We start from the raw sequence: 22,146 nt of genomic DNA, 5'->3' as shown, positions 1-22,146 counted from the left end.
AGCCCTATATCTTATCGCACTATCAAAAAGGCATGACATGGCGCGTTTTATATTCGTCACCGGCGGTGTTGTTTCGTCTCTCGGTAAAGGCATCGCTTCAGCATCGCTGGGCGCTATTCTCGAGGCTCGCGGCCTCAAAGTGACTATGTTGAAACTGGATCCCTACATTAATGTAGATCCCGGTACCATGAGCCCATTTCAGCACGGTGAGGTGTTTGTTACCGAAGACGGTGCAGAAACTGACCTGGATCTTGGTCATTACGAGCGCTTTGTGCGCGCCAAAATGGCCAAAGGTAATAATTTCACTGCTGGTCGGGTTTATGAAACCGTGTTGCGCAAAGAGCGTCGCGGCGACTATCTTGGCGGCACAGTACAGGTAATACCCCATATTACCGATGAAATAAAGCGCCGAGTTCTCACGGGGGCCGGTGATGCCGATATCGCCATTGTTGAAATTGGCGGCACGGTTGGTGACATTGAAGGCTTGCCCTTCTTTGAAGCGGCGCGGCAGTTAAAAGTTGAATTAGGCGCCAAGCGGTCAATGCTGATGCACCTGACCTTGGTGCCGTATATTGCCACCGCCGGTGAAACCAAAACCAAGCCCACCCAGCACTCTGTTAAAGAGCTGCGCTCTATTGGCTTACAGCCTGACATCTTGCTGTGTCGCTCAGATCACGAAATCGATTTGAGCAGCCGCCATAAAATAGCATTGTTCACCAATGTCGAGTCCCGCGCGGTTATTCCCTTGCGCGATGTTGATTCAATTTACCGTATCCCGTCTTTATTGGCGTCAGAAGGTTTGGATGAGCTGGTTGTTGAACGCTTTGGCCTCGATTGCCCGCCAGCGGACCTGACCGAGTGGGATACTGTTATCGACGGTGATTTACATCAAGATCAGACCGTGACAATCGCCATGGTTGGTAAATACATAGAATTGCTTGATGCCTATAAGTCGCTAAACGAAGCCTTGAAGCACGCGGGTATTCACAGTCGTACCGAAGTGGTAGTACGTTATATTGACTCGGAAGTTATCGAGAATGAAGGCCTTGGTGTGCTCGACGGCGTTGACGGTATTCTGGTGCCAGGTGGTTTTGGCAACCGGGGCGTGGAAGGCAAAATTCTCACCGTACAATACGCCAGAGAAAATAAAATTCCCTATTTGGGTATTTGTTTAGGGATGCAGGTAGCGGTGATTGAATTTGCCCGCAATGTGTTGGGTATTAGCGGCGCCAATAGTACTGAATTTGATGATAAGTGCAGTGATCCAGTGATTGGCCTCATTACCGAGTGGGTTACCGCTGAAGGTGGTGTTGAGCAACGCAATGAAGATACTGACCTTGGTGGCAGCATGCGTTTAGGTGCGCAGCAGTGTCATCTTGTTGAGGGTTCTGCGGTAAGTGCTGTTTACGGCAGCGAATTGATTACCGAGCGCCATCGTCATCGCTACGAAGTGAACAATAAATACGTTGCGAACATGCAGGCTAATGGTTTGAAAGTCGGCGGCTGGTCAGCGGACAAGAGCTTGGTTGAAGTGGTAGAAATAGCAGATCATCCGTGGTTTATTGCTTGTCAATTCCATCCTGAGTTCACCTCTACGCCGCGCGATGGCCACCCGCTGTTCAGTGGTTTTGTTAACGCTGCATATGCCCACAGTAAAGCGTAACAGGCGCTTGCAGAGCACATTGATCAGTCTCGGGATTTAAGGAATAGAAAGATGAAAGATAAAGTAGTGAGTGTTGCCGGTATTGATGTGGCAAATGACAAACCCTTTGTTTTATTTGGTGGCATGAACGTTCTTGAGTCCCGTGATATGGCTATGAAGGTCGCAGAACATTATGTGACCGTGTGCGCTGACTTAGGTATTCCCTACGTTTTTAAAGCGTCTTTTGATAAGGCCAATCGCTCCTCAGTGCACTCCTATCGTGGGCCGGGAATGGAAGAAGGATTGCGTATTTTTCAGGAAATTAAGCAGACTTTTAATATTCCCGTTATTACCGACGTCCATGAAATTTACCAGGCTGGCCCGGTTGCTGAAGTGTGTGACGTTATCCAGTTGCCTGCATTCTTGGCCAGACAAACTGACTTAGTGGCGGCGATGGCGGCCACCGACGCAGTTATTAATATTAAAAAGCCACAGTTTTTAAGCCCTGCGCAAATGAAGAATATTGTCGAAAAATTTGCCGAATGTGGTAACGATAAGATTATGCTGTGTGAGCGCGGCAGCAATTTTGGCTACGACAACCTCGTTGTCGACATGCTTGGTTTTAAAATTATGCGCGATGTCAGCGGCGGTGCGCCACTGATTTTTGATGTCACCCATGCACTGCAGTGCCGGGATCCGATGGGCGCAGCGTCGGGCGGACGTCGTAATCAAGTTGCCGAACTCGGTCGTTCCGGTATGGCTTTGGGTATCGCTGGTTTATTCCTAGAGGCGCACCCCAATCCCGATCAAGCAAAATGCGACGGTCCCAGCGCGCTGCCGCTGTTTGCGCTTAAAGGCTTCTTAGAACATATGAAGGCAGTGGACGATGTTGTGAAATCCTTGCCGACACTCGATATTCAATAGATTTTAATTTTATAAAGACTGACACGGAGAAAACTCACATGGCAGAGATTGTCGATATTAAGGCGTATGAGATCCTGGATTCTCGCGGTAACCCCACCGTTGAAGCGGATGTTGTACTTGCATCTGGCGCTGTAGGCAGTGCTTGTGCACCCTCAGGGGCATCGACGGGATCTCGCGAAGCCTTAGAGTTGCGCGACGGCGACGCCAGTCGCTATTTAGGTAAAGGTGTACTTAAAGCCGTTGCCAATATCAACACCACTATTCGTGACTTGTTACTCGGTCTGGACGCTGAAGATCAGCGTGCTATCGACAATGCCATGATTACCGCAGACGGCACTGAGACCAAATCGAATTTGGGCGCCAATGCTATTTTGGCCGTGTCTCTCGCGGCAGCCAAAGCGGTAGCGATTGAGAAGGGTATTCCCCTGTACCAGCGCATTGCGCAAATCAATGGTACAGAAGGTCAGTACACCATGCCCGTGCCAATGATGAATATCATTAATGGTGGCGAACACGCTGACAATAATGTCGATATTCAAGAGTTCATGATTCAGCCTGTTGGCGCGCCGACCTTTGCTGAAGCGCTGCGTCAAGGTGCGGAAATTTTCCACTCTCTCAAGAAAGTATTGGTCGCTCGTGGTCTGAGCACATCAGTAGGTGATGAAGGCGGTTTTGCACCTAACTTGCCATCGAATGAAGCCGCACTTGAAGCCATTGCTGAGGCTGTTGCTAACGCCGGTTACGAGCTGGGTAAAGACATTACTTTGGCGCTGGATTGCGCGTCTTCCGAGTTTTACAAGAACGGCAAATACGTGCTGAGCGGTGAAGGCAAAGAATTTGATGCGGAAGGCTTTGCGAGCTATTTAGATGAGCTGAGCCGAAAATACCCAATTATTTCCATTGAGGATGGCATGGACGAAAGCGATTGGGGTGGCTGGGCAACACTGACCCGCAAAGTTGGCGATCGTGTTCAGTTGGTTGGCGACGATTTGTTTGTAACCAATACCAAGATTCTAAAGCGTGGTATTGATGACAAAATTGCGAATTCAATTCTAATTAAATTCAACCAAATTGGATCGCTGACGGAAACCCTAGACGCGATTAAAATGGCGAAGGATGCGGGTTATACCGCTGTTATTTCGCATCGCTCGGGCGAAACCGAAGACACCACAATTGCCGATTTGGCTGTAGCGACGTCGGCTGGCCAAATTAAAACAGGCTCCTTATGTCGCTCAGATCGCGTCGCTAAATACAATCGTTTACTGCGTATTGAAGCAGAGTTAGGCGCGGCATATCGTGGTCGCGACGAATTCCGCGCTTAAGTTTTAAGGGGCAACTTGCGCTGCCCCTTAATGACATTGCGGGTATTGAGGATCAGTATGGGTATAAGTGAGATGGCAGCACGATGACGCGCCGGCGATTGCTTTTATTACTGCTGGTCATTTTGACTATGCTGCAGTTTAGGCTGTGGACGGGTTCGGGTAGTTGGGAGCAAATTACCAGTTTGCGCCGGGATATCGTTCAGCAAAAAAAGGTGAACGACGAATTGAGTCAACGTAATGAGCGCCTGTATGGCGAAGTGCGTAGTTTGAAGAATGATCTCGATAGCATTGAAGAGCGCGCCCGCAATGATATGGGTTTGATTAAGAGCGATGAGACCTTTTATCTCATCGTTGAAGAATAGTTGGAGCAGAATAATAGCTTGAAACGAAACAGGCAGTGCTAACATGATTGAGGGTAAGGCAGTTGCATCTCGCCTTTGGGCAGTAGTGCCCGCCGCAGGCCGAGGCAGCCGCTTTGGTGCAGCGCTTCCCAAACAATATTTGCCCCTGGCTGGAAAAACGGTCATTGAACACAGCATCGCTGCATTGTTGCGTTGTCCTGAGATCAATGAGGTCCTTGTCGCCCTGCATGCGGATGACGAGACCTTTAGCAAACTCGCCTGTGCTAAGCATCCAAAGGTAAGGTCTGTTACCGGTGGTCTGGAGCGCGCGGAGTCTGTGGAGCTGGCGCTGGCTGCACTTAATGGTGCTGCGGCGACGGACTGGGTGCTGGTGCATGACGCTGCAAGGCCTTGTCTTAGTGATGCAGATGTCCACGCTTTACTCCTACAGGGGCGCGAGCATCCGCTCGGCGCGATATTGGCGGCGCGGGTGGTCGATACTGTTAAACGAGGCAACGCCCAGTGTGAAGCGGTCGAAACAGTTGAGAGAAATGGTTTGTGGCGGGCGTTAACACCGCAGCTATTTCGTTACGGCGAGCTTCGTGCTGCACTCAAACACTGTCGTGAGCATGCTTTGCCGGTAACTGACGAGGCCTCGGCAATAGAGCAGTTTGGCGGGCAGCCCCTCTTGGTTGAAGGCAGTCACCGTAATATTAAAATTACCTACCCTGATGACCTCACCATAGCGACGGCTTTTTTGGCTGGAGGTGTGAATGACTAGAATTCGTATTGGCCATGGCTATGATGTCCACCGCCTAGATGAGGGCGAAGGCATTCATTTATGCGGGGTTTGGGTGCCGTGTGCCTACCGACTCATTGCGCATTCAGATGGTGATGTTGCCCTTCATGCACTCTGTGACGCATTGCTTGGGGCTTTGGCATTGGGTGATATTGGCAAGCACTTCCCAGATACCGACCCGCGTTATAAAGGTGCTGACAGTGCGCAATTATTGGCGCATTGCTATCAATTAATCCAGCACGGGGGCTATGCGCTGGGTAATGCGGACATCACCATTGCAGCGCAAACGCCTAAACTCGCCAGTTACATTCCCGCCATGCGCGAGTCCATTGCCAAGGTCTTGAATCTAGAAGTTGGTCAGATTAGCGTGAAAGCGACCACCACCGAAAAATTAGGTTTTGTCGGCCGCAGCGAAGGTATTGCGGTAGACGCCGTGGTGTTATTGGAGCGTGGCGATGTTGCCTGATTGGCCTCGTGCACTCGGTACTCCGCAGCTTAGTGGTGTATTAAAAGCCCAAGCTGAAGATTTTGTGGTGGAAGAGGTTTTCCCCGTTCAATTTAGCGACGATGGCGAGTTTGACTGGCTGTGGATAGAAAAGCGCGGTGATAATACGGAGTACGTCGCTAGGCAATTGGCGCGCTTAGCGGGTGTGCAGCCCAAAGCTGTAACGTATTCGGGCCAGAAGGATCGCCATGCCATCACTCGCCAGTGGTTTTGCGTGCACCTGCCCGGTAAAAACTTTCCCGCGTGGGATGTGTCGGAAGCGGAAACCTGGAAAATACTGCGCAAGGGCCGCCACCGTCAAAAGCTGCGTTTGGGCAGCCATCGCTATAACCGATTTACCTTGTGTTTAAGTGCCTTAGAAGGTGATCTTGATGAGCTTGGCCACCGGGTAGCGCAGCTATCTCAGGGCGTGCCGAATTACTTTGGTGAGCAGCGCTTTGGCCACCAAGGCGGTAATATAAGTGCTTGCCAACAGTGGTTTGCGGGTACGCTAACGCCGGGCCGTTTTGAGCGCAGCATGTATCTTTCTGCGGCCAGGTCTTACCTGTTTAATACCGTATTGGCGAATCGGGTGCTTGATGGCAGTTGGAATACCGGTTTAGAGGGCGAGATTTACGCGCTGCGAGACAGCGGTAGCGTATTTAGCGCCGAACGCAACGCGGAGACATTGGCTCGATTAGCCAGTGGCGATATTCAAACCACCGGGCCGCTCTTCGGTAAGACTAGGCGCTTAGTAGTGAGTGCCGCCGCGGCCATTGCGGAAGAGGCGGTGTATAGTCTGCATGCAGATTTGTGTGAGGGCTTGCTTAAACATGGTTTGAGTATGGAGAGGAGGGCGCTGCGCTTGATCCCCCAAGATTTTCAATGGCAGTTTACGGGTAATAAATCGCTGGAGCTGAGCTTTTCCTTGCCTAGGGGCTGTTTCGCCACAGCGCTTGTGCGAGAATTAATTCGCTACCCGCTGGCGAGTTAGGGGCGGCAATAGCGTCGTTATTCATTAGTGTTAATAGAGATAACTGGGTGACAATCTTAAATTTGCAAGGCATCGGGATGACCTCCCAGCGAACCCGGGACCGTTTAATTGAGCGCTTGAGTGAACGCGGGATCACTGATAACACGGTTCTAAATGTTATTCGCGGCACGCCGCGCCATATCTTTCTTGATGAGGCACTGTCTCATCGCGCCTACGAAGACAGCTCGCTGCCCATTGGTTTTCAGCAAACCTTGTCGCAACCTTATATTGTTGCTCGTATGACCGAGTTACTGCTGGCAAATGGGCCACGAGAACGGGTTTTGGAGGTGGGGACCGGCTCAGGCTATCAAACCGCGATATTAGCTCAACTAGTAGGGCGGGTATTTAGCGTTGAGCGTATTCGACCCCTGCAAGAAAAAGCCCGTCAGCGTCTGCGTCAGCTGGGCCTGACCAATGTTCAGTTACGCCATGCCGACGGCGGTATGGGTTGGAGGGACCGTGGGCCTTTCGACGCGATCTTATCGGCAGCAGCACCGGCTGAAGTCCCTCAAGAGCTATTGGCGCAATTGGCGAAGGGCGGTCGTTTAGTGATACCAATAGGTTCGCAAGGAAAACAGCAGGCTCTCTATGTTTATGATAAGACCGAAGAGGGCATTCAAGAACAAATTATTGAGCCTGTTTTATTTGTGCCCTTGCTCGCGGGTTTATTGTCTTAATGCGATAACGATGTCAATTATGGCTATGAAGGGAGTTTAATGAAAGGATTTTATCCTGCGGTTTTTATCCGCGGATTGGCCATGGGCGCCGCCGACGTCGTGCCAGGCGTGTCAGGTGGCACGATAGCCTTTATTACCGGTATTTACGACGAACTGATTGAAAGTTTGAAGTCGTGTAATATTCAGGCGCTGCGGTTGTTGTTCCAATCTGGGCCTACTGCATTTTGGCAGCACATCAACGGCGGCTTTTTAATGAGCTTGCTGTTTGGTATTGCGACGAGTGTCTTGTCATTGGCGCGCTTTATTTCCTATGCATTACACCATCACCCCGTGCCCTTGGCGGCCTTATTTTTCGGCTTGATACTGGCATCTGCGATATTGGTGTACCGGCAAATTCCCGGCTCGGGCCGACAAATCGGATGGCTATTGTGCGGTATTGGCTTCGCCCTGTTGATAGGCGAATTTCGTCCGGCGGACATTGCCAGCACGCCGTTGAATTTATTTCTATCTGGCGCCTTAGCGATTTGTGCCATGATTTTACCGGGTATATCCGGGAGCTTTATTCTGCTCCTTTTGGGCATGTATCAACCGGTGATCGAGGCTGTCAAAAGTATGGATCTACTTGCCCTAATTAGCTTTATGGCTGGCTGTGGGGTGGGGTTGATGCTATTTGTGCGTTTATTGTCCTGGCTTATGCAACACTTCCGCCCCCAGCTCTTGGCGGGCTTAAGTGGCTTGTTAGTAGGGTCATTGAGTATTATTTGGCCTTGGAAACTAGATGCCGCCGGTGGCATCCTAACAGAGTCCTTAGCGCCGGGCTGGCAAAATGTTTTGCCCTGGCAATATGCGGTAAAAGGCGATGCCCAATTGCTGTTTTCATTGGCATTGGCATTGAATGGTATTGTTTTGGTACTCTTGATAGAAAGGTTTGCCAAAAAGGTCTGATTTTTTAAGAATATTTTTTTCTAATAAAGTCGGCTGAAAGGTCAAATAGTACTCAAAACTGAGATATAAACGTTTTGATAGGATTGAGTCGTCACGCATATTTTTAAACTTAACTTACCATCTGGTCAAAAAAGGTTTTTTCATGCGGTTTATCGGTCCTTAATGTGATGAGCAAATTGCAGAAAATTATTGGTTTTTGCAGTGTAATTTGTGTCTTGGTTTCGTGTACTAGCAGTGGCAGTTTCGCCCCTGTTTCTGATCGTTATAATCCAGCAGAGCGCACCCCTCCATATTATATTGTTAGTGCTGGCGATACCTTGTTCTCCATTGCTTGGCGTTATGGCTTCGAGCTTCAAAGGTTAGCGTCTGCTAACAATCTCCGGTCGCCATACACCATTTATCCAGGCCAAGCGATATTGCTACAAGAGAGTAATAAGGCGCTAGTATCTAAAAATACTTCGACTAATGCCGCCACTACATCTGCGCCGACACCAAAATCAAACAACGTTAAAAAAGAGCGAGTGACAAGGCCGATCGTCAAGGGAATAGGGCCGCTAACCTCTGCAAGTGAGGCGTGGCAGTGGCCGTTGAGCGGCCCAGTAGTGAGGTCATTTGTTGCTAGCGGCCAAGAACATAAGGGTATTGATATAAAGGGTAAAATGGGTGAGCCTGTATATGCATCACGAAGCGGTGAGGTAGTGTATGCAGGCAGTGGTTTAGTCGGTTACGGCAATCTACTGATACTGAAACACTCAGACCGTTTTTTAAGTGCTTACGGTCATAATCGGCATATTAAGGTAAGGGAGGGAGAAAAGGTTAAAGCGGGTCAGCTCATTGCCGAGGTCGGCGATAGCGGTACTGATTCTGTAAAATTACATTTTGAAATTCGTGTGGACGGAAAACCGGTTGATCCTTTAAGGCTGCTCCCACGGCGTTGACGTCATAAAAGCCAGCAAGGCACCTTAGGTATCACTTAGTCGAGCAATAACAAAGGTATAAAAGGATTCGACGATGCGGGTATATGAAAAAGATGGACATCGTTCAAATGTTAACGATGTATTAGCAAGCACAGATATTCAGGAAGGTTCCGATGCGCGGGATGACGAAGATTCTACATCGGAGAAACCCAGTAACGTGGCCGTTAAGCCAGGTCGTGGTCGCCGCCAGTCGAGTGATCTAGACGCCACGCAGCTCTATCTCAGTGAGATTGGCTTTTCGCCGTTGTTAAGCGCTGAGGAGGAAGTGTATTTTTCTCGCCTTGCAAGAAAAGGGGATGAGTCTGGGCGCAAGCGCATGATCGAAAGTAATTTGCGCTTAGTCGTGAAAATTTCTCGACGTTATCTTAATCGCGGCTTGAGTCTATTAGATTTGGTTGAAGAGGGTAATCTCGGCTTAATTCGCGCGGTAGAAAAATTTGATCCAGAGCGTGGATTTCGTTTCTCAACGTATGCCACATGGTGGATTCGGCAAACGATTGAGCGGGCGATAATGAACCAGACTCGTACCATTCGATTGCCAATCCATGTAGTAAAAGAGCTAAATAGCTATTTGCGCGCCGAGCGCGAATTAACGCAAAAGCTCGATCATATGCCTTCGCCTGAAGAGATGGCGGTAGCCTTAGACAGGCCTGTCGCTGAAGCCAAACGCTTGTGCGGTTTAAAGGATCGTGTCGGCTCTGTTGATGTCCCCGTGGGCCAAGATTCAGATCAGGTCTTACTCGATACCCTTGCAGATACGCAGGCGCTGAATCCTAGTGATATTCTGCAGGGCGAGGATCTGTCGAATAGTATCGATGTGTGGCTGGGCGATTTGAGCTCAAAGCAGCGTGAGGTCGTGGTTCGTCGTTTTGGCTTGCGTGGCCACGAGCCTGCCACCTTGGAAGAGGTTGGTCGCGAGATTGGGCTAACTCGTGAGCGCGTAAGACAAATACAGGTCGAAGCCCTGAAGAGTATGCGGGTGCTGTTTGAGGCGAATGGCTTAAACGCAGCGTCGTTGTTCGCTGAAAGTCATTAAGCTGAGTTAGAGTCATAAAAAAACCCACGTTTGCGGGTTTTTTTTATGGTGCAGAAAGCAAGCAGTGCAATTAGCCTAGCGCTCGAGGTACTGAAGTTTATTGGGTTTGTTAGCCCAGTCTTCTGCGTCTGCCGGCGCTGCTTTCATTTCCGTTATATTCGGCCATACCTCAGCCAATTCCGCATTCAATTCTAAGAATACTTGCTGGTCTTCGGGCAGCTCGTCTTCAGAGAAAATCGCGTTGACTGGGCATTCTGGTTCACACAGTGCGCAGTCAATGCATTCGTCAGGGTGTATGACGAGGAAATTCGGGCCTTCGTAAAAACAATCTACCGGACATACTTCAACACAATCAGTGTGTTTGCACTTAATGCAATCTTCGCCTACAACAAAAGTCATTTTTGGTCAGCCCCTTTTAAATCCTGACTGTGGGTTGAGTAACTCGCAGAGCGCGGTATTGTAACACCAGTGAAAAATATGGGTATAGCTTTAGCCTTAACAATAATTTAACTGTGCATTATCGTTTTTACGCATTAGCCCGTTTAACCAGCTTATTTCAGTAAGTCCTTTAGTCGATAGAGTAATTCATGGGCTTGGCGAGGACTCAGGTCATCGGGTTTAATGTCTTCAAGCTCGGTGACCACAGGGTGATCTGCCGCCGCTTGCGCGGCAAACAAATCGGTTTGCGGCCCCGTTGTATTAAGCTGACCGTGTTTAATGGCTTGGGATTCCAATTGTTGGAGTTTGATTTTAGCTGCACTGACAACTTTGGCCGGAATTCCGGCTAATTTGGCCACCTGCAAACCGTAGCTGCGGTTGGCGGGACCTTCTTCGACCCGGTGTAGGAACACAATGTGGTCGTTGTGCTCGGTGACGCCGAGGTGAACGTTAGCGGCTTTGGGATAGGTTTCCGGTAGCACAGTTAATTCAAAGTAGTGAGTTGCAAACAAAGTAAAGCCGTGAACGCGGTCGGCGAGATCAATGGCGCAGGCCCAGGCTAGTGATAGGCCGTCGAAGGTGCTGGTGCCACGGCCTATTTCATCCATTAAAATTAAGCTTTTTGCGGTGGCGTTGTGCAGAATATTGGCCGTTTCGGTCATTTCTACCATAAAGGTCGAGCGTCCACCGGCAAGGTCGTCCGAAGAGCCTATGCGAGTGAATATTTGATCCACCAAACTGAGTTTTACAGACCTGGCTGGCACAAAGCTACCAATGTGGGCCAAGAGTACAATGAGTGCGGTTTGGCGCATATACGTCGATTTACCGCCCATGTTTGGGCCGGTAATAATGAGGGTGCGGCGGTCGTCGGCAAGCTTGAGGTCGTTGGCAATAAAGGGCTCATCGAGCACGCTTTCAACGACAGGATGACGACCTTGCTCGATATCCAGTACTGGCTTGTCACTGAACTTAGGCTGGCATAGGTCGAGCTGGATCGCGCGCTCGGCCAAGTTGGCGATAACATCGAGTTCACAGAGACCTTGCGCGCTGGTTTGCAACGCGGCTAGCTCTTCATTTAAGGTGTCAAGCAAGCTCTCGTAGAGGAGTTTTTCTCGCGCCAAGGCTCGACTTTTACTGCTTAGGGCTTTGTCTTCAAATGTTTTAAGTTCTGGGGTGATAAACCGCTCGGCATTTTTCAGGGTTTGTCTGCGAATATATTCAACCGGGGCTTGATGCGCCTGCAGCTTGCTGATTTCGATGTAATAGCCGTGGACACGGTTGTAGCCGACTTTTAGTGTGCTTAAGCCGGTTTTTTCGCGTTCGCGGTGCTCCATGGCCAACAAAAATTCACCTGCGTCGGTGCTAAGACTTCGTAATTCGTCTAGCTCGGGGTCAAAGCCTTCGGCGATGACACCGCCGTCGCGCAGGACCATTGGCGGATTTTCGGCCACGGCACGGCTCAGTAAGTCAGCCAGGCTTGGAAATTCGCCGATCTGCTCCGATAAGTCCGTTAAATACTGGATGTCAAATGGCTTTAATTGGCTTTGTAACTCGGGCAGGGTCGCCAGTGAGCGCTGTAAGCGTGACAAATCTCGTGGTCGGGCCGAGCGCAGCCCAACGCGGGACAGAATACGCTCTAAATCACCTATTTGTTTAAGCGTAGTGCGCAGGGTTTCAAACTGATAATTGTCAATTAGCCCGACTACGCCACTTTGGCGGGCGCTGAGAATCGCTTGGTTGCGTAATGGTCGGTGCAGCCAGCGGCGCAGAAGTCGCGAGCCCATGGCGGTCTGACAGTGATCAAACACCGATGCTAGGGTGTTTTCAGTGCCACCACTGAGGTTTAGATCCAGCTCTAAGTTGCGCCGGGTTGCGGCGTCCATGGCTACGGCGTCATCGCGAGACTCATGTTTGAGTTGGCGAATATGGGGAAGGGCGCTGCGTTGAGTGTCTTTAACATAGTGCAGCAGACAACCTGCTGCGGCGACGCCATGATAAAGCTGCTCGCAGCCGAAACCGGCCAGATCTTGCACGCCAAAGTGTTGGCAGAGGCCACGGGTGGCGGCGTCAAAATCAAACTCCCAGGGAGCGAGTTTGCGCAAGCCGCCAAATTTGGGCATGTCTTCGATGTGGAGGTCGTCCGCAATAAGGAGTTCCGCTGGGCGCAAGCGTTGTAATTCGCCTATAAGAGCCGCCTGGCTTTTAACCTCAAGTACTTGGAAGCGGCCACTGCTCATGTCTAAGACGGCAATACCGAATACACCTGAATCACCGCAGGCTGCGACAAGAAGTGCATCGCGGCGCTCATCAAGTAGCGCCTCGTCGCTGATGGTGCCGGGCGTCACAATGCGCGCGACGGCGCGTTCAACGGGGCCTTTACTGGTCGCCGGATCGCCGATTTGTTCGCAAATTGCCACCGACTCACCGGCTTTGACTAATTTGGCTAAATAACCTTCCACGGCGTGGTAGGGCACGCCACACATGGGGATCGGGTTGCCGCCGGTTTTTCCGCGTGCGGTGAGGGTAATATCCAGTAGTTCCGACACTTTTTTTGCGTCGTCAAAAAATAGCTCGTAAAAGTCGCCCATGCGGTAAAAAACCACTTCATTGGGGTGTTCCGCTTTTATCTTTAAATACTGAACCATCATGGGGGTGTGGGATACTTCGGCGCTGCTGGTGTTGGCGTCTTTAGTCATTGCTATATACTGGCCTTATTCGTTAGGCAAAAGTGTGTTCTGCACAGGCTTTAAGCTGAAAATTGCGATGAAATTACACAATAAATATAAGCGGGCAAGAATAGCAAACTGCATTAAAAACCACTAATTTTCTGCCGCTGTTAACGACCTTAATCTGCGGCTTGCCAAGGCTTTTGGGCTAGAAATATCGTGTGGCGGCTGCCCTTACTGGGGCGGGCGCGCACCGTGTGGATAGTGACCTTAAAACGCGCTTTTTTTAAGCGGATAGCAAACATGGAGTCGGCGCCCGCAGACCAAATTGCCAATACACCTTCGGGGCGCAAGGTGGCAAAAAGGTCTTCGAGCCCTGCTTGAGAATACAGCCAATTGTTGTCGTTTTGAGTCAGGCCTTCTGGGCCGTTGTCGACATCTAATAAAATAGCGTCATAGGCTTTGGGATTGTCGCGTAATAGTTCGGCCACATCGCCAATGTGAACCTTTGTTCTAGGGTCGTTCAGGGGCTGGCGAGCACAATCGCCTAGTGGCCCTTGGTTCCATTCGACAACGGCCGGAATCAGTTCCGCGACAGTGACTTGGCTCGTGCGGCCCACTGCGCGCAGTGCCGCGGCTAGCGTGTAGCCCATACCGAGGCCGCCGACCAAAATCTCAGCGCCGGAGACTTCCGCGCTATTGTCGCGGGCCTTAAGCTGTTTGCACGCCAAATCGGCCAGTGCTTCTTCGGAGTTATACAAGCGGCTGTTCATCAGTTCACCGCGCACCCCAGATAAACGAATAGAGAACTCCTCACCGCGTCGGCTCAGTTTCAGCTCGCCGCCGTTATTGGGTATTTGTGCTGTACCAAGGTGTTGCCAGGGAATCATGTGGCCTCTGGGAGTTAAGCTAACGTTGAGCCGCACTTTAACACAAGCTGTTTTAGGCTTAACAGCAGTGAAATGTTTGCGGCAGGCAAATGGGGCTAAGTTTATCTCGCTGGGCGGATATGATGAGTTCCAAAGAATTTAGCTTCTGGCATTGACAATAGCGCGAATAATACTGATTATACATACAGTTGTTTGGCCGGTAGCTCTGTCAGTCATTATTCATTTTAATATCAGCATTCACAAAAGGTAGAGAACATATGGATCCCAATAAGCAAAAAGCACTGGAATCGGCACTTAGCCAGATTGAGCGCCAGTTTGGTAAGGGTTCAATCATGAAAATGGGCGATAGCTCACGGGAAGTGATGCCATCTGTCTCTACTGGTTCGCTGGGGTTGGATATTGCCCTAGGCATTGGCGGCCTGCCCTATGGTCGAATAGTTGAAATCTATGGGCCAGAGTCTTCCGGTAAAACCACCTTGTGTTTACAGGTTATGGCTGAGGCTCAGAAAGCGGGTAAAACCGTTGCGATTGTGGACGCTGAGCACGCACTAGACCCTCAATACGCGGAAAAACTGGGGGTTAATCTTGAAGATTTACTGGTTTCCCAGCCAGATACGGGTGAGCAGGCATTGGAAATTACCGATATGCTGGTTCGCTCAGGCTCGGTCGATGTCATTGTTATCGACTCGGTAGCCGCGTTGGTGCCCAAGGCCGAAATTGAAGGTGAAATGGGCGACACCCATGTTGGTCTGCAAGCGCGCTTAATGTCACAAGCGCTACGTAAATTAACGGGTAATATTAAAAATGCTAACTGCCTCGTTATATTTATTAATCAAATTCGTATGAAAATTGGGGTGATGTTTGGCAACCCTGAAACGACTTCTGGTGGTAATTCACTAAAATTCTATGCGTCAGTACGCCTCGATATTCGCCGCACCGGTGCAGTCAAAGACGGTGAAGAAGTGATTGGTAACGAAACGCGAGTTAAAATTGTTAAAAATAAGGTTTCGCCACCCTTTAAACAAGCGGAGTTTCAGATCCTTTACGGTCAGGGTATTTACCGCCTTGGCGAAGTCATCGACTTGGGCGTCAAGCAAGGTTTAGTCGACAAAGCCGGTGCTTGGTATGCCTATAAAGGTGATAAAATTGGCCAAGGTAAGGCGAATGCGGCTAAATATTTGGCCGAACACCCTGAAATAGCCGCTGAAATTGAAGGCCAAGTTCGCGAAGCCTTACTGCCTAAACCAACAGCAAAGAAAGTGGCTGATGAGTCTGTTGCTGCTGAGAAATAGTCGGCCTTAAGCATTAATCATGAGGTTGCAGCTACCAAGTGGCTGCAACCTTCGCTTTAGTAAATGCTCTGCCGCTTACTCAGGCAGTTCCTCTTCGTCATTATCCATTTCTAAGCTTAAACTCATTGCTGATATAGACTTTTTGTCGTCGGTATTGCTGTCTTCCACCGCGTCAGCGGGGATGCCTCGTTTGCTGTGCAGTTTTATCCGCAGCCGGAGGTTGTTCGCTGAGTCTGCATTTTTTAACGCTTCCGCAAATGATATTTTACCTGCCTCGTAAAGGTTGAAGAGGGCGAGGTCAAAGGTTTGCATGCCCACGTTTTCAGACTTGTGCATGATTTCTTTGATGGTTTCAATTTCACCTTTATGAATTGCTTGAGCAACGGTGGGTGTGCCGAGAAGAATTTCAATGGCTGCGGCCCGTTTTCCGTCCTCAGTGGGGACTAAGCGCTGTGATACAAAACACTTTAAGTTCATCGACAGGTCTTGCAGTAATTGATTGCGGCGTTCTTCTGGGAAAAAATTAATAATACGGTCTAAAGCTTGGTTGGCATTATTCGCGTGTAGTGTTGAAATACAGAGATGGCCGGTTTCTGCGAAGGCGAGGGCGTGCTCCATGGTTTCGCGGTCGCGAATCTCGCCAATAAGAATAACGTCGGGCGCCTGACGAAGGGTGTTCTTTAAGGCTTGGTGAAAGCTCCTTGTATCCATACCAATTTCACGTTGGTTGACGATACTGCGCTTGTGGCGGTGAATAAATTCTATAGGGTCTTCAATGGTGATGATGTGGCCGCTGCTATTAGTGTTGCGGTGATCGATAAGCGCAGCTAGGGAGGTTGATTTACCTGAGCCGGTGGCGCCGACGAATAACACCAAGCCACGCTTGGTCATTATTACGTCTTTTAATATAGGGGGTAGGCCTAGCGTGTCGACATTAGGGATGTCGGTAACGATATTCCGGGCTACCATCGATATTTCATTACGTTGTTTAAAAATATTTATTCTGAAGCGACCTACGCTTGGAATATGATAGGCGAGATTCATTTCGAGCTCTTGTTCAAATTCTTCAATTTGACCGGCATCCATAATCGAATAAGCAATTTTTTTAATGTCGCCCGGTGAAAAGCTGTCTTTATCTAGCGGTTTCAATTTACCGTGGAATTTCGCACAGGGGGGTGCCCCTGTGCTGAGGAATAGGTCGGAGCCGTCATTCTTGGCAAGTACTGTGAGGTAGTCATTAAACGTCATGGCTGGCTCTCATAAATTGCCAGCGGCATGGCGCTGGCATGACAATCTGCAAAAGTCAGGCGCATAGCGAATATTTTGTCGCTATACCCTTGTTAAGTGAGTGGTGCTTGGCTCAAATGACCAGCTCCACCTTGTTGCTTTCACAGGTAAGAGCACTACCAACATTGGTCTCGGCCAAGCTAACGCCCAATAAGTCTAGCAGATCATTTAGCAGCGGATCGAGTATCGGCGCCAAAACGCCGGTAATAATACTGTCGATACTGGCTAACAAGGTATCGGCGACACTACCGACTAGGGTCGTCACCTCGCCTAAATTGCTTCCACCTATGCCAGCTCCAGACGGCGGGTAAAATTCTAGTTCAATGCCGCTGAGTGAATCACTGACCCCGGCAACAAGGTCGCTGGCGGCTAATTGCTGAAATGCGTCGGCATCAAGGGTTTGATCAATATTGGGAAGAAAGGTGTCGGCCGGGATGTTGTAGTAATTTAGCGTGTCGGTTCCTGTCAGTAAATTGGTGTCGACTTTTAAGCCGATGCCGCCGCCGGTATAGGCAGTGCGGTCAGCTAAGGCTGAATTCGTGGTCCAGCCGGTGCCCTTCTTATAATCAATTGTGCATATCGCCAAAACACAGCGTTTGCGAATGTGTTTGCTGCCAATATCGATAAGGGCAAGGGGGTCGACGTTGACGCCAGCGGTGCTAAAGGCATTATTGCTCGCATCCGCAGTGCTGGTTCCCATTGTGCCTGCTGCAATGCCCGCAACTGCTGACTGCGCGGGTACGGTTAGGGATTTATCGCCATTGTCGGCGCAGCTGTAATCGCTGACGCGGGCTTCAGCGCGACCGATATCTATTGCAATATCAAGACGGGGAGTAGGTAAAATTTGGATGTGGGTGATATCTTTTTCTTGGCTGCAGGACAGCAAGCACGTTAAATCACTCAGTACGCCCGCCAAATCGAGCGCAAGTAAACTATTAACGCTACTGGTGACGCCTGCCACCAGTGGATTGCTCAATAGCGCCTCCAATGCGCTGAGGGTAGCACCGGCAACTGGCAGATCAAGAGATATAAAGCTTCGTACTTGCGCGGAGCGCACGTAGATCTGATCGCTGCCGTAGGGGTCTGACTTGGCGTCTTCAGGGTTGCCAATAGCGTATATTTTTGGCTCTTCAAGGACCTTTAAGTGAATTGTTGCTCCGGCAACACCGAGCAGTGAGACCGGTATATTGGCGACCAGCGCATTTTTTGTGTTGGCGAGCTGAATACTGGCTTGGGTTAGATCAAGAGCAGATATTGCAATGTCAAATGCGACGTCGGGTGCGCCGCTTTGCACGCTGATTAACTCGCCTAATTGGATTGCCGGAGTGGCTAGTGGTATGGCTAATACCAGGGCCTGTAAGCCATTGGCGGCGATGATATTGCCGTCGGCGGTGAGGACGTCAGCGGCGACGGCAAGGAAGTCACCTAGCGAGGCACTGGTGCTGAGTACTTCATCATAGCTGCCCACAGCCACACCCAAATCAATTGCTAGTGCGTCGAGATAACTCAGTAAGTTAATATCACTGGTGAGAAGGCCGTTCCATTCGCCAACACTTAGGCTCACGGTGCTACCTAAAAATCCACCCAGCACAGTATTTAACAGAGCAGATTGGCTGGAGTCGATGCTGACTATACCGCTATCAATAGTGATTAATGCCTCAGGTTGGCAGGCTTGGGCAACTGCGGTGCGGCTTAAGGTGACGGTGTTGTTTCCGCCAAAGCTGAAGCTTTCAAACAATGAGGCCGGCACAGTTCGGCTTAAGGTAACTTGAATAGCTTTACCGCTGTTGTCCTCAGTAAAACTTTTGCGATTCGCGCCATTTTCGTCAGTTGATGCGCCGACAAGGCCGAGTTTAACGATGATGCCGCCTTCCTCGCCTAAAAAATTATTGCGGCTGGCTGAGAGCGCATCAAGGGCAATTGCTCTGCGGCCAGCCTCATCTAATTCTTGGTCTCGGCAATACAGCAGTGCTGTTTCGATCGCGGCGAGGTCGGCATTTTTTTGCAGGGTGCGCTTTTCTAAGTACAAACGTCCGGTGTCGACGACGAGGGCCAAGAATGCGATTAAGGTGGTCAGCGTCAGCGCCGCCAAAATAGTCATTACACCCCGCTGCTGACACTTGCTAGATACTTTACCGAGCTGAAGAGTGTTCATGTTGTCCTACTTGTCAGTGAATGATTCATCAATGAATTTATTAGGAATTGGCTGCGTAAAGCTTTTAACATAGCGTTGGTAAACTTCGCTGCGTACTTTTCCAGAGAGATGCTGCTCAGTACTGCTGGCTTGTTCCCCTGAGCTTTGCATCGCCATTAGGCGCGCAGTCGCTGTCTGAGGTTCGTCGGTGGTGTCAGGCGTTGCATTAAGAGCAAGTGGTAGCAGTAACAATGTGCTTGCCGTTATTTTCAATAAATTGCTCATAGTGGTGCTCCATGTCTTAAATTGGCCTTGTTGGCCAGTGCCGGTCGGGTAAAAGAATTGGCTTTGCGTTCTAGTTGTTTAAACTCCGCGCTATTAATGCCATTGTTGCTTGCCATACGTATTGCCGTGCGGCTATCGCCGTCTAGGATTAGGCTCATGACCATATTGCGAATGGCAACCGGATGCCCAGGTTTTAGTTGTAAAGCAGTCATAAACTCGCGTTGGGCAGCTTTAAAATCACCGTGGGCAAGCAGAATAAATCCGTAGTCATTGCGAATGTCCGAATTAGTTGGTGCGAGTCGACGGGCTTTAAGCATATGCTGGTGCGCTTGGGAAACGTCTCCTCGTGTTGCAAGAATTTTCGCCATGCCCGCGTGACCAAATGCCGTCATGCAGCTTAAACTCAAGTCGCGGTAGCTACTATAAGCCTCGCTGAGTAAGCCTGTTTTTCGCTGTGCCTCTGCGCGCAACCACAGTGCTTGTTGGCTCTTTGTCGAGTCGTTTTCTAAGTGTGCTAAGGCGGAGTAGTAATTGCCTTCACTGATCAACTGGCTAACCAAGTCCAGCTTCATGTTTTCAGCTTGGGCGAGATCGGGGCCGCAGGATTGATTGTTTGCACGGGCTGAGTTTGTCGATGTGCTAGCGCAGCCACTAACTGCGGCAGCAAGAACAAGCGTCAATCCTAAAGAAAGTATCCTTTTCATCTTGTTGTCCTTTTTAAAAATATATGTAATCTCATTTTCGCATCTTAACCGCCAAGGGCGCTGAGACTTTTTGAAATTGAGAACATGCCGGGGCCAGCGACAAAGAGCAGCAGCGCAGGGAACAAAAATACCATCATGACCAACGACATTTTCCCCGACAGTTTATTAACTTGCTCTTGTAGGTCGAGACGACGACGGTTCTGGAGTAAGACGTAGAGTTCATCGAGTGAGCTATCGATGCTACCGCCAGTGATAGACTGCTGGCGAATCACAATCAGATACTCTTTAAACCCTTCAGCACTGCAGCTATTAATGAGTTCATAGAGTGCCTCTTCCTGGCTTTGTCCAGCTTCAATTTTTTTCACTGCGATATTGAGTTCAGTCGCGCAATTGGGTGACAGCTCGTGGAGTTCCTGACAAATGATTGACAGCGTTTTCGGTAACGATAAACCAACCCGCCATAGCATCCGAGTGGTTTGAATTAAAATCATACTCTCTTTTTCAAGCAGCTTTTGGCGATCTTCCGCCGCTTTCTTAAGGAAGAGATAGGAAAGTAGCAAGCTGGTAATAAATGCACTAATCGCGACAAAAATTATTGTTTGGACTGCGAGATCGCGATAAAACGCAAGGGCTGCCACGATCACTGTCAGGCTAGCAATACCAATTATAGTGAGGGTAATCGCATTCAACTGCTGCTCGCTATTAAATAAACCGGCACGGCGTAGAAGTTGGGAGAGTGAGGCAATATGGGTGTTTTCCTCACGCAGTTGGCGCCAAGTATCTCGTGGGCTAAATTCTTCAACCGCTTGTGGGTTGTCGGTTTTGGTGTCCATGTGCGCTATGACGAGTAAAAATACCGGTGCTGTGCAGAGGACAATGGCGCCAAAAATAAAGTAGTAGTGATGCACTTCCATGATAGTTTCCCTTTTAGGCGTCGATGGATTTAATCATGCGCCACAACACGATAACACCTAGTATTTCCATTGCGGCGGCAGCGATCAATACGGACTTACCACCAGCCTCCGCCCACATGCCTAATAGCATTTCGGGGTTCATGGAAAACATATAAGCGGCGATCAGAGGGGGTAGTATCGCGAGTACGACTGCGGTAAACCGAGTCTCCCCCGTCATGGCACTCAATTCCCGTTTACCGGCGTCTTCTAAGCGGAGTATGGAAACGATATCGTCGAGAATCGAGCGGATACTGCCGCCGTATTGCTCGTTTATTCTAATAGACGTGGCGAGCACGTTAAATTCGTGGAGTTTGGTGATACCTGCTTCACGGTCAAAGGCTTGATGAAGTTCGTACCCCATGTGTACTCGGCGAACAATGCGTTTCATTACAGTGCTTAAGGGCGCTTCAAGTGTTTCTACTGAGTCGCTAAAGGCGTTTTCTACCGATACACCAGCGGATAGCCGTCGTGTTACCTGATTAATGAAGGAGGGCAGTTGTTCCAACATTTTTGCGCGGCGGTGATTTCCGATAAATTTAACTAGGCCGATAAGTGAAAGGAGGCAACATAGGGCGGCGATAAATCCGTATTCAATTGGCAATAATAGGAGACAAAACAGTGCTGCACTGCCAGCAAGGGCCAAACTGGCAAATACGATCGTTGCAGGTAACTCGACGCCATTACCCGCTAAATATAAGGTTATCGCTTGAGGCACTACTGGGGAACTGTTTTCCAGTGCCTTGTCTTTTTCTGCGCTCTCATCATCGCTGGTGATTAAAATAACGAGGATGAAAGCCAGGCTAATTACTAGTAGCGCAAGTACAATCCAAAACATTTACCATGACTCCCTTGATTCATCCGTGAATTGCGTCGTTAAGAAGTGGTACCGCTCTGGGGTCTTTGGCAGCGATTAATTTTCGGGTGTTTTCATCAAAGCGAAAAATATCGGTAAGCACTAAGGTGTTTTTCACTACGGTCAGTTCGCTAACTTGTAACACGCAGCGGTGGCCGTCAGATTTCCGCCCAATGTGGATAATTAAATCCAATGCGCTGCCAATCATTTTTTGGATTAATTCCGTGGAGCCTTTAAACCCAGACATGCCGACCATCATTTCTAAGCGGGTAAGCGCATCGCCAGCAGAGTTGGCATGCACGGTACTCATTGATCCATTGTGGCCGGTATTCATGGCCTGAAGAACATCAAGTACCTCACCGCCGCGGCTTTCACCAACAATAATTCGGTCTGGGCGCATCCGCAGGGCGTTTTTAACTAATTCCCGTGCACTGATTTCGCCGACACCTTCGTTGTTTTCTGGT

22 protein-coding genes are annotated in these 22,146 nt (G+C 49.6%); 12 read left to right on the top strand and 10 right to left on the bottom strand.

Annotated features, from left to right (window positions below; genetic code table 11):
- Window positions 1–37 precede the first annotated feature (37 nt).
- From ABYP33_RS10980 to rpoS, 11 genes are all read left to right on the top strand, one after another.
- Entirely contained in the window at window positions 38–1,663 is a 1,626-nt protein-coding gene (locus tag ABYP33_RS10980; protein ID WP_373090959.1) for a CTP synthase, read from the top strand.
- A 51-nt stretch (window positions 1,664–1,714) separates the two neighbouring features.
- Window positions 1,715–2,566 (top strand): 3-deoxy-8-phosphooctulonate synthase, encoded by an 852-nt coding sequence (kdsA, locus tag ABYP33_RS10975; protein ID WP_373090958.1) that lies wholly within the window; start codon window positions 1,715–1,717, stop codon window positions 2,564–2,566.
- Window positions 2,567–2,604: 38 nt separating this feature from the next.
- Window positions 2,605–3,888: a phosphopyruvate hydratase gene (gene eno, locus ABYP33_RS10970; protein ID WP_373090957.1), complete on the top strand. Its 1,284-nt coding sequence runs from the start codon at window positions 2,605–2,607 to the stop codon at window positions 3,886–3,888.
- Window positions 3,889–3,971: 83 nt separating this feature from the next.
- Window positions 3,972–4,250 carry a cell division protein FtsB gene (gene ftsB, locus ABYP33_RS10965; RefSeq protein WP_373090956.1) on the top strand — a complete coding sequence of 93 codons (279 nt, stop codon included), beginning with the start codon at window positions 3,972–3,974 and terminating at the stop codon, window positions 4,248–4,250.
- A 43-nt stretch (window positions 4,251–4,293) separates the two neighbouring features.
- Window positions 4,294–5,010, top strand: coding sequence for a 2-C-methyl-D-erythritol 4-phosphate cytidylyltransferase (gene ispD / locus ABYP33_RS10960; RefSeq protein WP_373090954.1), 717 nt, complete (start codon window positions 4,294–4,296; stop codon window positions 5,008–5,010).
- Window positions 5,003–5,494 (top strand): 2-C-methyl-D-erythritol 2,4-cyclodiphosphate synthase, encoded by a 492-nt coding sequence (gene ispF, locus ABYP33_RS10955; protein ID WP_373090953.1) that lies wholly within the window; start codon window positions 5,003–5,005, stop codon window positions 5,492–5,494. Before ispD ends, ispF begins: the two co-directional genes overlap by 8 nt.
- Complete coding sequence (truD, locus tag ABYP33_RS10950) at window positions 5,484–6,506, top strand: tRNA pseudouridine(13) synthase TruD (RefSeq protein WP_373090952.1); 1,023 nt, start codon at window positions 5,484–5,486, stop codon at window positions 6,504–6,506. Before ispF ends, truD begins: the two co-directional genes overlap by 11 nt.
- Before the next feature lie 77 nt (window positions 6,507–6,583).
- Window positions 6,584–7,222 (top strand): protein-L-isoaspartate(D-aspartate) O-methyltransferase, encoded by a 639-nt coding sequence (locus tag ABYP33_RS10945; protein WP_373090951.1) that lies wholly within the window; start codon window positions 6,584–6,586, stop codon window positions 7,220–7,222.
- 39 nt (window positions 7,223–7,261) lie between these two features.
- Window positions 7,262–8,167, top strand: a complete 906-nt coding sequence (locus ABYP33_RS10940; RefSeq protein WP_373090950.1) for a DUF368 domain-containing protein — start codon at window positions 7,262–7,264, stop codon at window positions 8,165–8,167.
- Between the two features lie 167 nt (window positions 8,168–8,334).
- The gene (locus ABYP33_RS10935) at window positions 8,335–9,105 is read left to right on the top strand and encodes a peptidoglycan DD-metalloendopeptidase family protein (RefSeq protein ID WP_373090949.1); all 771 of its coding nucleotides are present in this window, start codon (window positions 8,335–8,337) and stop codon (window positions 9,103–9,105) included.
- A gap of 73 nt (window positions 9,106–9,178) precedes the next feature.
- Entirely contained in the window at window positions 9,179–10,180 is a 1,002-nt protein-coding gene (gene rpoS, locus ABYP33_RS10930) for an RNA polymerase sigma factor RpoS (protein WP_373090947.1), read from the top strand.
- A 75-nt stretch (window positions 10,181–10,255) separates the two neighbouring features.
- On the opposite strand, the gene fdxA is transcribed toward rpoS, so the two are convergent.
- The 3 genes from fdxA to ABYP33_RS10915 all read right to left on the bottom strand — a co-directional run bounded on the left by fdxA (window position 10,256) and on the right by ABYP33_RS10915 (window position 14,174).
- On the bottom strand, window positions 10,256–10,579 hold the full coding sequence (fdxA, locus tag ABYP33_RS10925; RefSeq protein WP_373090946.1) for a ferredoxin FdxA: 324 nt from the start codon (window positions 10,577–10,579) through the stop codon (window positions 10,256–10,258).
- Between the two features lie 152 nt (window positions 10,580–10,731).
- Entirely contained in the window at window positions 10,732–13,314 is a 2,583-nt protein-coding gene (gene mutS, locus ABYP33_RS10920; protein ID WP_373090945.1) for a DNA mismatch repair protein MutS, read from the bottom strand.
- A gap of 149 nt (window positions 13,315–13,463) precedes the next feature.
- Window positions 13,464–14,174: a spermidine synthase gene (locus ABYP33_RS10915; protein ID WP_373090944.1), complete on the bottom strand. Its 711-nt coding sequence runs from the start codon at window positions 14,172–14,174 to the stop codon at window positions 13,464–13,466.
- Between the two features lie 257 nt (window positions 14,175–14,431).
- On the opposite strand from ABYP33_RS10915, the gene recA reads away from it, so the two are divergent.
- Window positions 14,432–15,466 (top strand): recombinase RecA, encoded by a 1,035-nt coding sequence (gene recA, locus ABYP33_RS10910; RefSeq protein ID WP_373090942.1) that lies wholly within the window; start codon window positions 14,432–14,434, stop codon window positions 15,464–15,466.
- A 75-nt stretch (window positions 15,467–15,541) separates the two neighbouring features.
- On the opposite strand, the gene ABYP33_RS10905 is transcribed toward recA, so the two are convergent.
- From ABYP33_RS10905 to ABYP33_RS10875, 7 genes are all read right to left on the bottom strand, one after another.
- Window positions 15,542–16,714, bottom strand: a complete 1,173-nt coding sequence (locus ABYP33_RS10905; RefSeq protein ID WP_373090940.1) for a PilT/PilU family type 4a pilus ATPase — start codon at window positions 16,712–16,714, stop codon at window positions 15,542–15,544.
- 112 nt (window positions 16,715–16,826) lie between these two features.
- Entirely contained in the window at window positions 16,827–18,908 is a 2,082-nt protein-coding gene (locus ABYP33_RS10900; RefSeq protein WP_373090938.1) for a pilus assembly protein TadG-related protein, read from the bottom strand.
- A 6-nt stretch (window positions 18,909–18,914) separates the two neighbouring features.
- Window positions 18,915–19,172 carry a DUF3613 domain-containing protein gene (locus tag ABYP33_RS10895; protein ID WP_373090937.1) on the bottom strand — a complete coding sequence of 86 codons (258 nt, stop codon included), beginning with the start codon at window positions 19,170–19,172 and terminating at the stop codon, window positions 18,915–18,917.
- Window positions 19,169–19,876 (bottom strand): tetratricopeptide repeat protein, encoded by a 708-nt coding sequence (locus ABYP33_RS10890; RefSeq protein ID WP_373090935.1) that lies wholly within the window; start codon window positions 19,874–19,876, stop codon window positions 19,169–19,171. Before ABYP33_RS10890 ends, ABYP33_RS10895 begins: the two co-directional genes overlap by 4 nt.
- A 44-nt stretch (window positions 19,877–19,920) precedes the next feature.
- A complete protein-coding gene (locus ABYP33_RS10885; protein ID WP_373090933.1) occupies window positions 19,921–20,790 on the bottom strand; it encodes a type II secretion system F family protein in 870 nt (289 codons plus the stop codon).
- A 13-nt stretch (window positions 20,791–20,803) separates the two neighbouring features.
- Entirely contained in the window at window positions 20,804–21,664 is an 861-nt protein-coding gene (locus ABYP33_RS10880; protein ID WP_373090931.1) for a type II secretion system F family protein, read from the bottom strand.
- Window positions 21,665–21,683: 19 nt separating this feature from the next.
- A partial coding sequence (locus ABYP33_RS10875) for an ATPase, T2SS/T4P/T4SS family (protein ID WP_373090930.1) occupies window positions 21,684–22,146 on the bottom strand: 463 nt, incomplete at its 5' end.

The sequence above is a fragment of the Zhongshania sp. genome, from assembly GCF_041584495.1.
Lineage (GTDB): Bacteria > Pseudomonadota > Gammaproteobacteria > Pseudomonadales > Spongiibacteraceae > Spongiibacter.
Note: the sequence above shows the minus strand (reverse complement) of the source record. Positions and strands in the feature narration are given on the sequence as shown.

Coding starts and splice junctions, on each gene's coding strand:
- ABYP33_RS10890 (WP_373090935.1), bottom strand. CDS start 19,876: ATGAAAAGGATACTTTCTTTAGGATTGACGCTTGTTCTTGCTGCCGCA.
- ABYP33_RS10885 (WP_373090933.1), bottom strand. CDS start 20,790: ATGGAAGTGCATCACTACTACTTTATTTTTGGCGCCATTGTCCTCTGC.
- ftsB (WP_373090956.1), top strand. CDS start 3,972: ATGACGCGCCGGCGATTGCTTTTATTACTGCTGGTCATTTTGACTATG.
- fdxA (WP_373090946.1), bottom strand. CDS start 10,579: ATGACTTTTGTTGTAGGCGAAGATTGCATTAAGTGCAAACACACTGAT.
- ABYP33_RS10900 (WP_373090938.1), bottom strand. CDS start 18,908: ATGAACACTCTTCAGCTCGGTAAAGTATCTAGCAAGTGTCAGCAGCGG.
- ispF (WP_373090953.1), top strand. CDS start 5,003: ATGACTAGAATTCGTATTGGCCATGGCTATGATGTCCACCGCCTAGAT.
- eno (WP_373090957.1), top strand. CDS start 2,605: ATGGCAGAGATTGTCGATATTAAGGCGTATGAGATCCTGGATTCTCGC.
- ABYP33_RS10905 (WP_373090940.1), bottom strand. CDS start 16,714: ATGACGTTTAATGACTACCTCACAGTACTTGCCAAGAATGACGGCTCC.
- ABYP33_RS10935 (WP_373090949.1), top strand. CDS start 8,335: ATGAGCAAATTGCAGAAAATTATTGGTTTTTGCAGTGTAATTTGTGTC.
- truD (WP_373090952.1), top strand. CDS start 5,484: ATGTTGCCTGATTGGCCTCGTGCACTCGGTACTCCGCAGCTTAGTGGT.
- kdsA (WP_373090958.1), top strand. CDS start 1,715: ATGAAAGATAAAGTAGTGAGTGTTGCCGGTATTGATGTGGCAAATGAC.
- ABYP33_RS10915 (WP_373090944.1), bottom strand. CDS start 14,174: ATGATTCCCTGGCAACACCTTGGTACAGCACAAATACCCAATAACGGC.
- rpoS (WP_373090947.1), top strand. CDS start 9,179: ATGCGGGTATATGAAAAAGATGGACATCGTTCAAATGTTAACGATGTA.
- ABYP33_RS10940 (WP_373090950.1), top strand. CDS start 7,262: ATGAAAGGATTTTATCCTGCGGTTTTTATCCGCGGATTGGCCATGGGC.
- ABYP33_RS10980 (WP_373090959.1), top strand. CDS start 38: ATGGCGCGTTTTATATTCGTCACCGGCGGTGTTGTTTCGTCTCTCGGT.
- ABYP33_RS10945 (WP_373090951.1), top strand. CDS start 6,584: ATGACCTCCCAGCGAACCCGGGACCGTTTAATTGAGCGCTTGAGTGAA.
- ABYP33_RS10895 (WP_373090937.1), bottom strand. CDS start 19,172: ATGAGCAATTTATTGAAAATAACGGCAAGCACATTGTTACTGCTACCA.
- ispD (WP_373090954.1), top strand. CDS start 4,294: ATGATTGAGGGTAAGGCAGTTGCATCTCGCCTTTGGGCAGTAGTGCCC.
- ABYP33_RS10880 (WP_373090931.1), bottom strand. CDS start 21,664: ATGTTTTGGATTGTACTTGCGCTACTAGTAATTAGCCTGGCTTTCATC.
- mutS (WP_373090945.1), bottom strand. CDS start 13,314: ATGACTAAAGACGCCAACACCAGCAGCGCCGAAGTATCCCACACCCCC.
- recA (WP_373090942.1), top strand. CDS start 14,432: ATGGATCCCAATAAGCAAAAAGCACTGGAATCGGCACTTAGCCAGATT.